The following is a 15,513-nucleotide window of genomic DNA, read 5'->3' as shown; positions in this document are numbered from 1 at the left end:
CGATTATAACCTACACCTTCCGCTTTGTCCATCCCGTTTTTAGAACTTCTCAAACTTTGTGCATTATTCACAGAATTTGATAAAAAGTAATTCCATAAAGGAGTGCAACCCCAGGCGTACCAAGGATTCCAGATGTCAATACAGTGACAGGATTTAATCCTACCTGCGCAGGAATTCCCTGAGAGGTCAGAAATTCATTTACAAAAAATATGATTGCGCTTCCCACGATCGCCCGAACAATAAACGGAATCAAAAAATGTGAGTGCTGTTCTGACATACAATTCCTCCCAAACAACTTTTCTATTATTATATATTCGTCCAACACGTATTTTATTCTCATTATTTGTCTATACTAGAAAAAAGAGGATTTCTTATCTGATTACGGAGGTTGATTATGCACTTATTTGAACGTAAGAATACTGCAGAAGAGGATATCTACAAACGACTGTCCTTTGACCCACAAGCCGATACTTTGATGGAAGAGATTGCACAGACACGCCAGGAATTGGAAGATGCTTACAACCATTTTCAGAATGCTTCCGATCCCGATCTCATCGATGCTTACATTTATAGTGGAAATGCTGCGTGGATGCGCTATCGTTTTCTGCTGCGGCAGGCCAAGATCATCTAACATTTAATCTATAGCTCTATCTGGCAGCATCTTCTTCTCAATGCATACAAAAGGAGTGGAAAATGGTATCTTCTCCATTTTCCACTCCTTTTTTTGATAAATATTACAATCGAATCGTAATCTCTCTGTCACTTCTGTGATACTGATGATAATTGACGCCCGCTGCATCAAACATTCTCATAGATGCCTGTACTGCCGTCGAATTCTCATACTTATTGCTGTCGTAGATGACTTCCTTGATTCCACTCTGTATAATCGCCTTCGCACATTCATTACATGGGAATAGCGATACATATAACTTGGCTCCTTCCAGACTTCCTCCGCGATAATTCAGAATCGCATTCAACTCACTGTGAACGGTATATACATATTTCGTATCCAAAGGATCTTCCCCTTCACGATTCCACGGAAATACATCATCTGAACATCCCTTTGGCAATCCATTATATCCCATGGACAGAATCTTATTATCCTGACTTACGATACAGCATCCCACCTGCGTATTGGGATCTTTGGAGCGCATACCTGAGAGCATGGCAACCCCCATAAAATATTCATCCCAGCTAATATAATCTTTTCTTTTATTTCCCATAGCACATTCCTCCTACGCCATCTTATTTTGTTCCGAAAATCCGATCTCCAGCATCTCCAAGTCCCGGAACAATGTATTTGTGATCGTTCAGATGATCATCCAATGCTCCAATATATATATCTACATCCGGATGTTCCTCCTGCATTCTCTTTACACCTTCCGGTGCTGCGATAATACACATGAAGCGGATATATTTTACACCCTTATCCTTCAACATCTGAATCGCTGCAACACTGGAACCGCCTGTTGCCAGCATCGGATCTACTACAAAGACTTCTCTTTCATCGCAATCTGATGGCAATTTACAATAGTATTCCACTGGTTCATATGTCTCAGGATCACGATACAGTCCAATATGTCCTACTTTTGCTGCCGGTATCATACTCAGCATGCCATCTACCATTCCAAGCCCAGCTCTTAAGATTGGTACTACTGCCAGCTTCTTTCCACTTAATTCCTTTCCAACCGTCTCACAGATCGGCGTCTTAATCTTTACATCCTGTAATTTCAGATCCCTCGTAGCTTCATAACACATTAAAGACGCAATCTCTCCTACGATTTCACGGAATTCTTTGGAACCAACTTCTTCTCTGCGGATGTAGCTGATTTTGTGCTGAATCAATGGATGATCCATAATCTGTACCTTAGACATTTTCTTTTCCTCCTCATATGATTTATATGTTACGTGTCACTTTCCATGTGAATGACATGATGTCCTGCTGCCTTCAGGAGGCGATTCATAATCGCTCTTCCGATTCCTGCTGTGGCAAATGCTTCACTATATATATAGTCTACTCCGTCATTGTCAAATTCTCTTAATATTCCATATAAATGACTGGCAATCGTTGCTTCATTCTCTCTGGTGCCGATACTTTTCACATCTCCAGCCATATATTGTCCTATCGTCTCTTCGGTGCCAATAATACCTACTTTGCAGCCGGCTTCCATCTTCTCTTTTGTCAGACGGTTAATCTCCTCAACCACTTTCTGAATTGGTCCTTCTACAATGGTAAGCTCCGCCTTCGGTGCATAATGACGATACTTCATCCCCGGAGCCTTTGGAGCCTTCTTACTGTCTGGATTAATCAGAGTCTTGTCCACAGATACTTCGCCAATTAATTCTTCCAGCATCTCTCTGGTAATCGCTCCTGGCCGAAGAATCATTGGAGGTGTGACAGTCATGTCCAAAATCGTCGATTCAACACCAATATCTACCATTCCTCCATCTACAATCATATCAATCTTTCCGTTCATGTCCTCTTCCACATGCTGCGCAGTTGTAGGACTTGGCCGCCCGGAAGTATTGGCGCTCGGAGCTGCAATATAACCTCCTCCGGCCTCAATAACTTCTCTTGCAATCTCATGACTCGGCATGCGCACTGCTACCGTATCCAGTCCTCCGGTTGTTCCAAGGGGGACAACCTCACTTTTATCAAATATCATAGTCAACGGCCCTGGCCAATATGCATCGGCAATCACTTTCGCCGCAGCTGGAATCGATGTCGTAATCTTATCCAAAGCTTCCATATTTGCAATATGCACGATCAAAGGATTATCAGATGGCCGCCCTTTCGCTGCATAGATCTTTTTCGCTGCATCCTCATTCAATGCATCAGCTCCCAGCCCATATACCGTCTCCGTCGGAAATGCCACCAGACCGCCTTCTTTTATGATCCGGCCGGCTTCTGCTATAATATCTGTATCTTTTTGATTTTTATCAATTTTTTTTATAATTGTCTGCACGTTATTCCTCGTTTTCTATGTCTATATACTTCTACTGCTTTCCTGAACAGTATACTACACTCTAGTCGGTAAGACAAGTTTCGATTCCCTGTACAATTGCCTGTGCAAGCTGTTGTTGATACTCTTCATTTACAAGTTTTTCTGCTTCTTCAGGATTACTCAGGAAACCGCATTCCACAATAATGGTCGGTACCTCCGTTCTTTTTAACAGATAATAAGTAGAATCGGCTTTTGCCTGTCTGTGATTCTCTTCATCTACTTCCAATAATGCTTTCTGCATTATTTTCGCTGCTTCCTCCCCTTCCTGAGAATGCGTATAATAGAATACTTGTGCCCCATGGATACTCTCGTCCTGATAACTGTTCTGATGGATACTGACAGTGAGTCGTGGCGCTGTATCGTTGATCAGCTGAACCCTCGCCTTCATATCCTGCACTTTTTGATTTGTTGCACCTGCTTCTGCCAATGTGGAATCATCTTCTCTGGTCATGACTACTTTGATCTTCTTTTCCTCCAGTAATGTTTTCACTTTTTTCGCAATCTGAAGATTAATCTCTTTCTCTTTCGCTCCATTTACGCCAATTTTACCGGGGTCATTTCCTCCATGCCCTGAATCAATTACCACAATATCTTCTTGCTGTTCAACCTTTTCACTGGATACATATTGCTCCAATCTTCTACTGGCGGCAATCAATCCAACCAACAACAACAGTAATAAGACAAATTCAACTTTTCTATACAAAAAAATACCTCCCGACAGTCTCTATATCTAACTATATGACTTCAAGAGGTATTTTAATCTTATTTAATTGACATATTTCAAGATCAGATTCCAGACTTCTGAACTTTCCTGTCCCAAAGCCCATGCAGCTGTTCCTGCAAGCTTATTATCTTTCATGAGTTTCAATTTTGGTTCAATAGACTGTTCATCCTCTAGCCAGATCTCATAAGTTGTGTTTTCTACTGTCCAGGTTGCATAATTCTGCTGTGTCTCTTCGTCCCAGGTAATCTCTGCACCAGCTTCTGCTACCTTTGCCTGAGCGCTGGCCATATCCAGAGCCTGACTGGTGACATTCATCGTATATTCAGCCTGATCTGTTCCTTCCTGTTCTTTCAACTCTTCGTCTGTCTTCGGAGTTTCTTCCCACAATCTTGTAAAGAATGGAATTCCACTGATAATCTTTTCTGCCGGAACTTCTTTTAATGTCTCTTCTATTCCTTCTTTTACAAAATTATATGAGGATACAGATCCAGCCTCCGGTGAGCCGGAAAAATGTTCATCATAACCCATGATTACAACATAATCTGCTACAATTCCCTGCTCTTTACGGTCATACTGCATATTATAGCCTTTTGGAACATAATTATCCACAGACAATACGATTCCATTCTGCCTACATCTTACAGACAGTTCACGGATAAACTGAATATAATGTTCTCCGCATTCTTCTGAAATCTTCTCAAAATCCACATTAATTCCATCAATTCCCACTCGCAACGCTTCAGATATTAACTGATTGATCAGATTCTCACGCTTAGAAGTATAACTTAGGACTTCATACGACTCTTCATAAGAGCTGATTCCTCCATCAAAATCACGCACCGCTGCCCACACTTCTATGTTGGATTGATGTGCATAATTAACATAATCTGCGGATGCAATGGAATCAAGATTACCGTCCGTATCCGATACATGGAACCATGTCGGCGCAATTGTCGTCAGACCCTTACTCTCTGCAATTCGCTGCAGCACGGTGCTGTTCGCATCACTGTTGGTCACGTTGTGCCATGCCATGTTTATCGTATAATCCTTGGTTATGCTACTGAACTCCTGCTCTTCAAAATCTCGGGAAATCGTTTTCGTCTCCTCTTTCTTCAGGGCATTATTCTTCACATATCCGATAAATCCATCTTTGGTACGGACTTTCTTCCAGTTCTCTTCACTTTCAATGATGGTAACTTCATCCTTTTTATTGAGTTCTGTTAATACCGGGCTCTTTACACCACCTTGATAACGGACCTGGGTGTCTCGTTTCACAGTTGCCACTGTCGTCTCTCCCCAGTCACTGATTATCATTACCCGGCTTGGATCATCATATAACTCATACTCAATATTCGTATATTGTTGTACAAAATCTAATGCGATATAAGCTGTGCTTCCTTCAGTTTTCAGAATGACGTAGTCTTCACTTTTCTTTTCTTTGGAAACGCTATAATCCTTGCTGCCTACTTCCACGGTGACCATATCGTTCGGAAGTGTATACAAGAGAACATTTTCATTAGGATCCCAGTAAAACCGGCTGTTGATATAATTTCTTACAACGTCATACTGGACATAAACTTTTCCGTCTGATACCATGCCATGAGGTTCTGCCACCTGATTATCAACAGTAATCGCTACTTGCCCTTCCTGTTCTATCCCATAATATTTATTCAAATCATATTTTTCCTTCGTCGGGCTGTATCTTTTCCATACAAATGCTGCTATAACTGCCAATACTGCTAATATGATTACTAAAGACATCTTGATGATAAGATTCCTTCTTCTTCTCCGCTTTGACTGTTTTCTTCTGGCCGGTGATTTTTTAATTCCTGGTCTGCCTGACTGGGGTCTTCTGGATTCCTGAACCCGCCGTCTTCTGACATTGTCTCTTTGAGGCTGCCGTCTCCTGGGCTCCTGGCCTCCTGATGCTACACGGCTTCTTCTTTCTCTATCTTCCATACTGTACCTCCTATTAGCCTCTATTATAGCAAAATCAGTGACCCACGTCATTATTTATTTCGACAATTATTTTGCGGGGTATTCGCATTTTACATGATTAATTATTTTTCAATACTGTCGAACCACAATTCCTTAATATCGCCTTTGTCGTTCAGCACATAGTCTCTCATATAAGCAATATCTTCCCGTATCATATGTGCCTGTACAATCTGCATAGGACTTGCCGGTATCCCATTCATTCTAAGATCGACTTTCCTTTTTTCATAACCGGTTAATTCTTTAAACATTCGTTGTAAGTCAACTTCATCCCCCAATTTCTACCCTCCTTTTTATACCAGATGATAACTACGGCTGCGACTGCATATAATATAAAAGGAGATGCCGTGATACAATTCTTTTACATGTCACAGCTATTTAACATAGAAGATAGCTCTGGTCATAGGTCTATATCTCATTGTTCCATGGTAATTTGCCGAAACGGCTGTTTTATGATTGATACTGATTGATTTCTGATGTTTATAGATTCAATGATTCATATGTTTAGAAATGAATTAGAAATAAAATTTGGAAATTCTCCCACCTTTGTTCTAAGAACGTAGTCATCCGGGAAAACTATCTTCTAGTATCGTCATTATATCCGATTCAATTTTTAAACGCAAGCACTTTTTGATTTTATACTTATTTTATTGAACATCTGACATTTTCTATGCTATACTACATTAAAAGGAAGTGATAATATGAAGATTGAAAAACTCAACGACAATCAGATCCGCTGCACTTTGACGCGTGCCGATCTCGCTGCCCGCCATCTTCAGTTAAGCGAACTGGCCTATGGAACCGAAAAAGCTAAATCACTTTTCCGCGATATGATGCAACAAGCAGCCTATGAATTTGGTTTTGAAGCAGATGATATTCCTCTTATGATCGAGGCTATTCCTGCTTCTTCTGATTCTATCGTGCTGATAATTACTAAAGTCGAGGATCCTGAAGAACTCGATACCCGTTTTTCAAAATTTGCACCTTCATCCATCAGCGAATGGGATGCAAAGAAAAAAGATATTTCAAATAAACTGGAAGGTGCAGATACCCTGTTAGATTTACTCGGTAAAATGAAGGAAAAGTTCGGCAGCGCCACTGCGTCAGATACAGATGAAAGTACGGCACCGTCAGAAACTGCAGACACGCACACATCTGAATTGCGGTTATTTTCATTTGCAACAATGGAAGGTGTCCTGAAAGCAGCTCATCTGCTTGACACCATGTACTCTGGTTCTAACACTCTGTATAAAGATCCAGGCGAGAATATATATATTCTTGCCCTGTCACAGTCAGAACACACGACCAGAGATTTCAACCGCATCTGCAATATGCTTTCAGAATATGGAACTTTGGAAGTTTCCTCCGGTGCTACTTTGGCATTTCTGGAAGAGCATTGCGAGATTCTTGTATCTGCCAATGCAGTACAGGAACTATCAAAAATCTGATCATGATAAAAAGAAGCTTTGGAATATCCCTAAGCTTCTTTTTTCATATGCTATATTATGCATTAATTGTTGTGTTGAGTTTCTCAACTAATAAATCAGGATCAATTCCATGTCCCATAGCACCCATCTCGATGGATTCCATCTGTGAATGTGGACATCCGATACATCCCATTCCTGCTTCTACAAGAACGTCAACGATCTTTGGGCATTTCTCATAGTACTGCTCAAGCAGCTCGGCAAATGTCATATCCTTTGTAACCTGTGCCATCATGACACCTCCTTTTCTCTTCAGTGTTTCCATTATAGTCGGTTTTTATCATTGTGTAAACATTTTCAACGAATTTCTTTCTAATATTTGACTTCTTGGATGTCAATATTTTTTTCGTTTTTTTTCGACAAAACATCATTTTTATTATAAGTACACAAAACATCCGTTCTTTTATTTACCCTGAGTAATCCCCAAAATTCTTTGCTTTTTATGTGGATAATGTGGATAATTTTTAAGAAACATCGTTTTTTCCACCTTTTTTGGCTATTTCGATGTGGAAAACTTGGATAAGTCCGTTTTCCATTTTTTTACATTTTTTTACATTTTTGTCTATTTTGTACACTGTCATGACAAACATTTTACATATATAAAAATCCCAGGAATAATCCCAGGATTTTTTGCTTTTTCTTAATATTCTGTATATTCTAAATTAATCTTCTGATTGTTACAATATTTGTGTAAGTGGCCGGCAGAATTCCGATTCCTTTTGCACTGTTGATTGCATTCACAATCTGACCGTTACCCATATAGATTCCTACATGTCCGTCATATAAGATAATATCGCCGGGAATTGCCTGATCATAACTGACAGCAGTTCCCACATGTTCCATATCCCATGTTGTACGAGGCAGACTGATTCCAAAATGTGCAAATACTGACTGGACAAATCCAGAACAATCCGCACCATTCGTCAGGCTTGTACCACCCCACACATAAGGATTTCCAATAAACTGACATGCATAATCAACAATTGCCTGTCCCATTCCCGCCTTCGCGGCAGCCTCTTCCTGAGCTCTCGCAGCAGCTTCTTCTGCTTCTTTTGCAAGTCTTGCTTCCTCCTCTTCTCTGGATTCCGCATAAGTAAATACGTCCTCAGGATTCTCTGTCCCGGAATTCTGTATCATATCCTGAGCCTTTTGTTCTGCATTATTTCCTATAATAATGTAGTCAGAATATACATAGCCTGTTACCGTACCTGATTGAACCTTCGTCCACTCTCCGACCGGTCCGATAATCTTAGCTGCATAATCAGGATATAACTTGCCGACCCACTCACTGTCCGTTGTCGGTTCACTTCTTATATATAGAAACGACTGGACATTGGCAAACGCCATATCTAAATACTCACCCTTCTCTGTCGGCACAAGATAATCATCTACTTCGATTTCTTTATCTGCCAGATAGCAATTACTTAGCACTTCTTCAATTCCCACTTGCGGTAATACGTTATCAGTTGCTGTATCTTCAGCATGCACCGTAGCAGGAAATGCTGTAATAGCTCCCGTTATTGTAACTAAGAACAATCCTTTTTTAAGAATAGAATCCATAAACTCCCTCCTTTATGTTTTCTTATCTTTTGTAAATATTACAGAATTGTTACATATGTTACGCAATAATTATATCATCCACAAAAGTTATGTCAAGGCTATTTATCAATATTTTCTTCGTCATATTATACGATGATTTCTTAATAAAATACATTTTTTACCAATTATTTTATTACAAATTGTTACATTTTAAATTTATTCGTTGACAAATGAAATACATTCATATATACTGATTATAATAACGATTATCATTATTGAAAGGAGCGTAAAAATGGCAAACTTAAAATACAGCCGGCAGCGGGCATCTATCAAAGAATATTTGTCACATACCATGGAACATCCAACTGCTGATACTGTATACATGCATGTAAAGGAAGAATTTCCCAATATTAGCCTTGGCACTGTATACCGCAATTTAAATCTGTTAGCTGATATGGGCGAAGCCATTAAGATCCCCACTCCTGACGGAGGCGATCGATTCGATGGGCGGACCGAACCTCATTATCATGTTGTATGCCAATCTTGTGGCAACGTTTTTGATCTAGAATTAGATGAAGCACATATTCATTCCATTAATGAACTTGCCAACCAACATTTTGCTGGCACAATCGATTCACATACAATGCTGTTCTACGGAATTTGCGGGGAATGTGAGAAACGAAAAAAGGAAAAAAACTTAAAATAACGATTGACATTTATCAATAACTATGGTAAATTAATATCAGTAATAATTACTAATATTAAAAATAATAAAATTTAAATAAGAAAGGGAGATAATTATCATGAAAAAATTTGTATGTACAGTATGTGGTTATGTTTACGAAGGAGAAGCAGCTCCAGAGAAATGTCCAGTATGTGGCGTTCCAGCTGAGAAGTTCAAAGAGCAGACAGGCGAAAGAGAATGGGCTGCAGAGCACGTTGTTGGTGTAGCTAAAGGCGTAAGCGAAGATATCCTTGCTGATTTAAGAGCTAACTTTGAAGGAGAATGCTCTGAAGTTGGTATGTATCTTGCAATGGCTAGAGTTGCTCACAGAGAAGGATATCCAGAGATCGGTCTTTACTGGGAAAAAGCTGCTTACGAAGAAGCTGAGCATGCTGCTAAATTCGCAGAGTTGCTTGGTGAAGTTGTAACTGACAGCACAAAGAAGAACCTTGAAATGAGAGTTGACGCTGAGAATGGTGCAACAGCTGGTAAATTTGATCTTGCTAAGAGAGCAAAAGCTGCTAACCTTGACGCTATCCATGATACAGTACACGAGATGGCTAGAGACGAAGCTCGTCACGGCAAAGCATTCGAAGGTCTGTTAAAGAGATACTTTGGCTAAGATATAACATTTACTACAGAAACTCATTATAAATGAATAAACCCTACGCTTCGAAGAGTCTACTCGGTTATGCGTAGGGTTTTTTTCCAAAAATAATTAATTCATAAAGGAGATTATCATATGTCTAAGTACGCTGGAACTAAAACAGAGAAAAATCTTATGGATGCATTTGCCGGTGAATCAGAAGCACGTAACAAATATACATTCTATGCTTCTGCTGCTAAGAAAGCTGGATTCGTTCAGATGGCAAATATCTTTGAAGAAACTGCAAATCAGGAAAAAGAACATGCAAAAATGTGGTTCAAAGAATTCCATGGAATTGGTGATGTAGCTGAGAACCTCGCAGACGCTGCTGCAGGAGAAAATTATGAATGGACTGATATGTATAAACGTATGGCTGCAGAGGCAAGAGAAGAAGGATTCGATGCACTGGCTGCCAAATTCGAACTTGTTGCAGAAGTAGAAGCTGCACATGAGAAACGTTACAACAAGCTTCTTGAAAGCTACAAATCAGGCACAACCTTCAAAGGTGATGCTCCTCTTGGATGGAAATGTGGAAACTGCGGATATATTTACATTGGAGAAGAAGCTCCGGAAGTATGCCCTGTATGTGCTCATCCAAAGGCTTATTTTGAAAGAAAAGTAGAAAATTACTAAAATAAACTGGAGATAGTGGAAAATCATTTCCGCTATCTCCTTTTTTATTGTCATTTTAAATAATATCTGCCGGATCTATCTTGCGTTGCTTTAGTTTTAAGTATACAACTTCCCGGAATAATGCATATACAACTGAAACAATAGGAATAAATATGAGCATTCCTACTACCCCCATAAGACTGCCGCCAATACTGACTGCCGCTAACACCCAGATGGAAGGAAGACCAACAGAACTTCCAACCACATGAGGATAGATCAGATTTCCTTCGATCTGCTGCAATATCAAAAACAATATAATGAATATGAGTGCTTTGATTGGATCTACCATAAATATAAGAAATGCACCTACAATACACCCTATAAACGCTCCAAAAATAGGGATTAATGCAGAAAAGGCAATCACAATTCCTACAAGCAGAGCATATGGCAACCGTAAGATTGACATCGTAATCACAAACATACATCCCAAAATAATTGCTTCCACACATTGTCCCGTCAGAAAGCTGGAAAATGTATTATAAGTCAATGATAGCACTTCTAAAGTTGCTTCTGCTCTTCCTTTTCTCACAAAGGCAAATAACACTTTCTTAGCCTGAATGCTTAATTTTTCCTTCTGTAATAAAATATAGATTGCAAAAACAAAGGCAATAAAGAATGTTGCTATTCCGCTTACTATACTTTTTGCCGCCATAATCGTAGAATCCAGGACACTGCCAGCTCCATTTTTCAAAAAATTGATTCCTGCATTCATAATCTTATTCCAATCAAATTCCAGATGATTTACCCAATTCATAATTTCCTTATTATCATGGAATAAAGTCTCTGCCCATTTCTGAATTTTCGGAATAAACGCCTGTATACTATTTCCCAGATTGGCAAAAGTATTTCCCAATTGAGGGATCAATACAAACATAACCAACACAATAATTCCAATCACACAAAATAATACAATCAGCATACTTAACGGACGTGCAAGCTTCTTTATAACCTTTCTCTTTTCAATCTTATCCTCTGGAAAGAGATGCCTTTGTATAAAATTCATCGGAACATTAAGTACAAATGCAATTGCTCCACCAAGAACAAATGGAAAAATCACATGAAAAATAAATGCCAAAACACTTATGACGACATCATATTTCCAAAAACATGCTATAATAATTGCCGCAAATATAATCAACCCTCTGATCTTCTTAACTGCTTCATCACTTATATTCATACTTTCTCCTTTTTATCTTCGAATCCATTTTAACAACTGAATAACAGGAAGATTCAACAATGCCAAACCATATACTATCAGAAGTTGATAAATATCCAGACTTACCACTTTGAATAATCCTTGTAATCCAGGTATCGTCAATACCCCAGTAATTAATATCAGCCCAATTAAAAATGCTCCTATCAGATAAATATTATTGAAAAATCGTTTTGTGAAGATAACAGGTCTTCCTGACTTACAGTTAAATCCGTGCACTAACCGACTGGTACACAGAGTTCCAAATGCCATTGTGCATGCTAACGCGGTACTGATTCTATATCCTATTAAAAATCCAATGATAGTCATGATTCCTATACATAGACCTTCTGTTCCTATACTGGTAAGATAATTTTTTGTCAAAATGGATTCGTTCATTGGTCTTGGTTTTTGCTTCATCACTTCTTCTGTATGAGGCTCTAATCCCAATGCGATCGCCGGTAAACTATCTGTAAGAAGATTAATGAACAAAAGATGCACAGGTTCAAATGGCACTGGAAGTCCAGCCAGTGATGCATATAATACTGTCAAGATACCCGCAAAGTTTCCAGACAATAAAAATTGAATGGAATTCTTGATATTCTGATATATATTTCGACCGTTCTCAACAGCTTTCACAATTGTAGCAAAATTATCATCTGTTAATATCATAGCTGCAGCATCTTTTGAAACTTCACTTCCTGTAATTCCCATTGCAACACCAATATTAGCCTGCTTTAATGCCGGTGCATCATTTACGCCATCTCCTGTCATGGCAACAATATTTCCCTTTTCCTGCCATGCCCGAACAATTCGGATTTTATGTTCTGGTGATACTCTGGCATACACAGAAATTCCTTCCACAAAATCCTGAAGCTCCTCATCTGACATATCTTCGATAACTGCTCCCTCACATGCTTCTGCATCATCTTTTAATATTCCGATTCTTTTCGCAATTGCCGCTGCCGTGATCTTATGATCACCAGTAATCATAATCGGCTTGATTCCCGCTTTTATACATTCTTCAACAGCTGCTTTTGATTCTTCTCTCGGAGGATCCATCATCGCTATTAATCCCAGAAATGTCAGCTCATTTTCATCTTCTAATGTCAATTCCTGTTCCATATCTAGTTCTTTATAGGCAAATGCAAGGACTCTCAATCCATCTCTGGAAAACTCCAGATTCTGTAATTCAATTCGCATTCTATCTTCTTCAGATATATCTCTTACAGTATCGCCAATTCTAATATGGTTCATACGGTCAACTAAAACATCTACCGCACCTTTTACAATCATAACTGGCTTATCAGCAAATCTATGCTCTGTAGACATTAACTTTCTATCACTGTCAAATGGAATCTCAGCTATACGCGGATAGCTTTCTCTCACTTTTAGGGCATCTATTCCCAAATTATTTCCAAGATTAATCAGAGCTGTCTCTGTTGGATCTCCAATCTCCTGACCATCTGTATTAGTAGAATCATTACATAAAATGCTATATTGAAGAAGCATCTCCTGATTCTCATGATTCAAATCAATCTTATCTGCAGAGATTCTCTTTTCATCTACATAATAATCTTCAACTGTCATTTTATTCTGAGTCAAAGTACCCGTCTTATCTGAACAAATAACAGAGACACTCCCAAGCCCTTCTACAGCCTGTAGTTTTCTGATTATAGCATGCTCTTTTGCCATCTTTTGTGTTCCAAAAGATAATACGATCGTTACAATAGAACTCAAGGCTTCTGGAATCGCTGCTACCGCAAGTGCCACTGCAAATAGAAATGCATCAACTACAGATCCGCCTCTCATGACATTTAGCCCAAATAATATTGCACAAAATACCAGAATAATAATAGATAATTTTCTTCCGAAATCATCCAGATTTATCTGAAGTGGCGTTCTCTTCTCTGAAGTCGTTTTTAATAAACGTGCAATCTTACCTACTTCCGTCTCCATGCCAATCTCTGTAACTTCATAGGTCGCTCTTCCATAAGTAGCAAAACTTCCGGAGAAAACTTTATTCGTCTGGTCTCCAAGTGCTGCTCCTTCTGGAACTTCATCCAATGACTTTTCAACCGAAAGACTCTCCCCTGTCAATGCGCTCTCATCAACTTTCAGACTTGCGCATTCTAAAAGCTTCCCATCTGCCGGAATACAATCTCCTGCTTCAATAATTACTTCATCCCCCACAGTAACTTCTCTGGATGGAATCTGTATCAACACACCATCTCTGATAACTTTTGCTTCCGGTGCTGACAGCTTTTTAAGACTATTTAAAGATTGCTCTGCTTTTACTGTCTGCACGGTTCCAAGAATGGCATTTATTGTGATTACAACAAAAATAACGATTGCACTTTCTGCATCTCCCAGGAATCCTGACACAATTGCTGCTATAATTAAAATAATTACCAAAAAATCTTTGAATTGCTCCAGAAAGATTTGAAAAACACTCTTTTTCTTCCCTTCCACCAATTCATTAAATCCATATTTCTTTTGATTCTGTCTTGCCTGTTCATTTGTTAACATCATTCAACCTCACTTTCTCGCAATAGAAGAAAAAAGACTCCTATTGCATAAATTAATACTTATGCAATAAAAGTCTCACCATTTCATTACGATACGGATGATTATTCATCGTATTGACGACATCGCAAACGCCGACATATTAATCAACGCCAGTTACTCCCTTTTATTATGAATCAATATACTTGAAAATATACTAATTGTCAAGTAAAAAAAACTCTTTAAAGATACATTCCTTAAAGAGTTTAACTGAGCGTGCGGGGATTCGAACCCCGGACAACTTGATTAAAAGTCAAGTGCTCTACCACCTGAGCTACACGCCCTTATAATATTTAGTAAATAAAATGCCCAGAGCCGGAATCGAACCAGCGACACGAGGATTTTCAGTCCTCTGCTCTACCGACTGAGCTATCTGGGCGAATGCACATTGCTGTGCGAGTTGCGGGGGCAGGATTTGAACCTACGACCTTCGGGTTATGAGCCCGACGAGCTTCCAGACTGCTCCACCCCGCGATATGAAATTAATGTCTTTTTCAAGACTAAGCCGATGATCGGACTCGAACCGATAACCTGCTGATTACAAATCAGCTGCTCTGCCAATTGAGCCACATCGGCACAAGCCTGATGGCTATAGATGAAAAATTATCACCTAGTGGATGGAGAAGGATTCGAACCGTTTTGGTTTCAGCAAACAGTTGATTCTTTCAACATCTAATGGATGGAGAAGGATTCGAACCTTCGAAGGCGTCGCCAACAGATTTACAGTCTGCCCCCTTTGGCCACTCGGGAATCCATCCAAATTTGTTTAAGTGGGACCAATAGGGCTCGAACCTATGACCCTCTGCTTGTAAGGCAGATGCTCTCCCAGCTGAGCTATGATCCCATATTAAATTTTAATGTCGTATCATTCGATACGGACGACCCAGAAGAGACTCGAACTCTCGACCTCCGCCGTGACAGGGCGGCGCTCTAACCAACTGAGCCACTGGGCCTTGCTAAAGGTATG

General features: G+C 39.4%; 16 protein-coding genes and 7 tRNA genes. 5 read left to right on the top strand and 18 right to left on the bottom strand.

Annotated features, from left to right (window positions below):
- Positions 1-67: 67 nt before the first annotated feature.
- Positions 68-277, bottom strand: coding sequence for a pro-sigmaK processing inhibitor BofA family protein (locus ACQRD1_RS04130; RefSeq protein ID WP_235233601.1), 210 nt, complete (start codon positions 275-277; stop codon positions 68-70).
- A gap of 117 nt (positions 278-394) precedes the next feature.
- On the opposite strand from ACQRD1_RS04130, the gene ACQRD1_RS04125 reads away from it, so the two are divergent.
- Complete coding sequence (locus tag ACQRD1_RS04125) at positions 395-631, top strand: YaaL family protein (protein WP_235233600.1); 237 nt, start codon at positions 395-397, stop codon at positions 629-631.
- Positions 632-734: 103 nt separating this feature from the next.
- On the opposite strand, the gene ACQRD1_RS04120 is transcribed toward ACQRD1_RS04125, so the two are convergent.
- From ACQRD1_RS04120 to ACQRD1_RS04095, 6 genes are all read right to left on the bottom strand, one after another.
- Positions 735-1,223, bottom strand: a complete 489-nt coding sequence (locus ACQRD1_RS04120; protein WP_235233599.1) for a deoxycytidylate deaminase — start codon at positions 1,221-1,223, stop codon at positions 735-737.
- A gap of 22 nt (positions 1,224-1,245) precedes the next feature.
- Complete coding sequence (gene upp, locus ACQRD1_RS04115) at positions 1,246-1,875, bottom strand: uracil phosphoribosyltransferase (RefSeq protein WP_235233598.1); 630 nt, start codon at positions 1,873-1,875, stop codon at positions 1,246-1,248.
- 29 nt (positions 1,876-1,904) lie between these two features.
- A complete protein-coding gene (locus ACQRD1_RS04110; protein ID WP_235233597.1) occupies positions 1,905-2,966 on the bottom strand; it encodes an L-threonylcarbamoyladenylate synthase in 1,062 nt (353 codons plus the stop codon).
- A gap of 61 nt (positions 2,967-3,027) precedes the next feature.
- The gene (locus ACQRD1_RS04105; RefSeq protein WP_235233594.1) at positions 3,028-3,708 is read right to left on the bottom strand and encodes an N-acetylmuramoyl-L-alanine amidase family protein; all 681 of its coding nucleotides are present in this window, start codon (positions 3,706-3,708) and stop codon (positions 3,028-3,030) included.
- Positions 3,709-3,771: 63 nt separating this feature from the next.
- The gene (locus ACQRD1_RS04100) at positions 3,772-5,688 is read right to left on the bottom strand and encodes a glycosyl hydrolase family 18 protein (protein ID WP_235233593.1); all 1,917 of its coding nucleotides are present in this window, start codon (positions 5,686-5,688) and stop codon (positions 3,772-3,774) included.
- 101 nt (positions 5,689-5,789) lie between these two features.
- Entirely contained in the window at positions 5,790-6,002 is a 213-nt protein-coding gene (locus tag ACQRD1_RS04095; RefSeq protein WP_235233592.1) for a hypothetical protein, read from the bottom strand.
- A 423-nt stretch (positions 6,003-6,425) separates the two neighbouring features.
- On the opposite strand from ACQRD1_RS04095, the gene ACQRD1_RS04090 reads away from it, so the two are divergent.
- On the top strand, positions 6,426-7,172 hold the full coding sequence (locus ACQRD1_RS04090; RefSeq protein ID WP_235233591.1) for an adaptor protein MecA: 747 nt from the start codon (positions 6,426-6,428) through the stop codon (positions 7,170-7,172).
- 55 nt (positions 7,173-7,227) lie between these two features.
- Here the strand turns inward: ACQRD1_RS04090 and ACQRD1_RS04085 are convergent, their stop codons facing one another.
- The gene (locus tag ACQRD1_RS04085; RefSeq protein ID WP_427786935.1) at positions 7,228-7,440 is read right to left on the bottom strand and encodes a DUF1858 domain-containing protein; all 213 of its coding nucleotides are present in this window, start codon (positions 7,438-7,440) and stop codon (positions 7,228-7,230) included.
- Between the two features lie 425 nt (positions 7,441-7,865).
- Positions 7,866-8,768 carry a C40 family peptidase gene (locus tag ACQRD1_RS04080; RefSeq protein WP_235233589.1) on the bottom strand — a complete coding sequence of 301 codons (903 nt, stop codon included), beginning with the start codon at positions 8,766-8,768 and terminating at the stop codon, positions 7,866-7,868.
- Between the two features lie 271 nt (positions 8,769-9,039).
- Here ACQRD1_RS04080 and ACQRD1_RS04075 point away from each other — a divergent pair, with 271 nt between their 5' ends.
- From ACQRD1_RS04075 to rbr, 3 genes are all read left to right on the top strand, one after another.
- Positions 9,040-9,453, top strand: coding sequence for a Fur family transcriptional regulator (locus tag ACQRD1_RS04075; RefSeq protein WP_235234225.1), 414 nt, complete (start codon positions 9,040-9,042; stop codon positions 9,451-9,453).
- A gap of 97 nt (positions 9,454-9,550) precedes the next feature.
- Positions 9,551-10,093 (top strand): NADH peroxidase, encoded by a 543-nt coding sequence (locus ACQRD1_RS04070; protein WP_235234222.1) that lies wholly within the window; start codon positions 9,551-9,553, stop codon positions 10,091-10,093.
- A 120-nt stretch (positions 10,094-10,213) separates the two neighbouring features.
- A complete protein-coding gene (gene rbr / locus ACQRD1_RS04065) occupies positions 10,214-10,750 on the top strand; it encodes a rubrerythrin (RefSeq protein ID WP_235234223.1) in 537 nt (178 codons plus the stop codon).
- A gap of 55 nt (positions 10,751-10,805) precedes the next feature.
- Here rbr and ACQRD1_RS04060 read toward each other — a convergent pair whose 3' ends face one another.
- The 9 genes from ACQRD1_RS04060 to ACQRD1_RS04020 all read right to left on the bottom strand — a co-directional run bounded on the left by ACQRD1_RS04060 (position 10,806) and on the right by ACQRD1_RS04020 (position 15,499).
- Positions 10,806-11,966 carry an AI-2E family transporter gene (locus tag ACQRD1_RS04060; protein WP_235234224.1) on the bottom strand — a complete coding sequence of 387 codons (1,161 nt, stop codon included), beginning with the start codon at positions 11,964-11,966 and terminating at the stop codon, positions 10,806-10,808.
- Between the two features lie 12 nt (positions 11,967-11,978).
- Positions 11,979-14,510, bottom strand: a complete 2,532-nt coding sequence (locus tag ACQRD1_RS04055) for a cation-translocating P-type ATPase (RefSeq protein ID WP_427786967.1) — start codon at positions 14,508-14,510, stop codon at positions 11,979-11,981.
- Positions 14,511-14,757: 247 nt separating this feature from the next.
- Positions 14,758-14,830, bottom strand: a tRNA-Lys gene (locus tag ACQRD1_RS04050).
- A gap of 22 nt (positions 14,831-14,852) precedes the next feature.
- Positions 14,853-14,925: transfer RNA gene (locus ACQRD1_RS04045), tRNA-Phe, on the bottom strand.
- 21 nt (positions 14,926-14,946) lie between these two features.
- A tRNA-Met gene (locus tag ACQRD1_RS04040) sits at positions 14,947-15,020 on the bottom strand.
- Between the two features lie 29 nt (positions 15,021-15,049).
- A tRNA-Thr gene (locus ACQRD1_RS04035) sits at positions 15,050-15,122 on the bottom strand.
- Between the two features lie 100 nt (positions 15,123-15,222).
- Positions 15,223-15,304, bottom strand: a tRNA-Tyr gene (locus ACQRD1_RS04030).
- Between the two features lie 13 nt (positions 15,305-15,317).
- A tRNA-Val gene (locus ACQRD1_RS04025) sits at positions 15,318-15,390 on the bottom strand.
- A 35-nt stretch (positions 15,391-15,425) separates the two neighbouring features.
- Positions 15,426-15,499: transfer RNA gene (locus tag ACQRD1_RS04020), tRNA-Asp, on the bottom strand.
- Positions 15,500-15,513 lie beyond the last annotated feature (14 nt).

The sequence above is a fragment of the Bariatricus sp. SGI.019 genome, assembly GCF_050315235.1.
Lineage (GTDB): Bacteria > Bacillota > Clostridia > Lachnospirales > Lachnospiraceae > JAFBIX01.
This window is presented reverse-complemented; position numbering and strand designations above follow the sequence as displayed.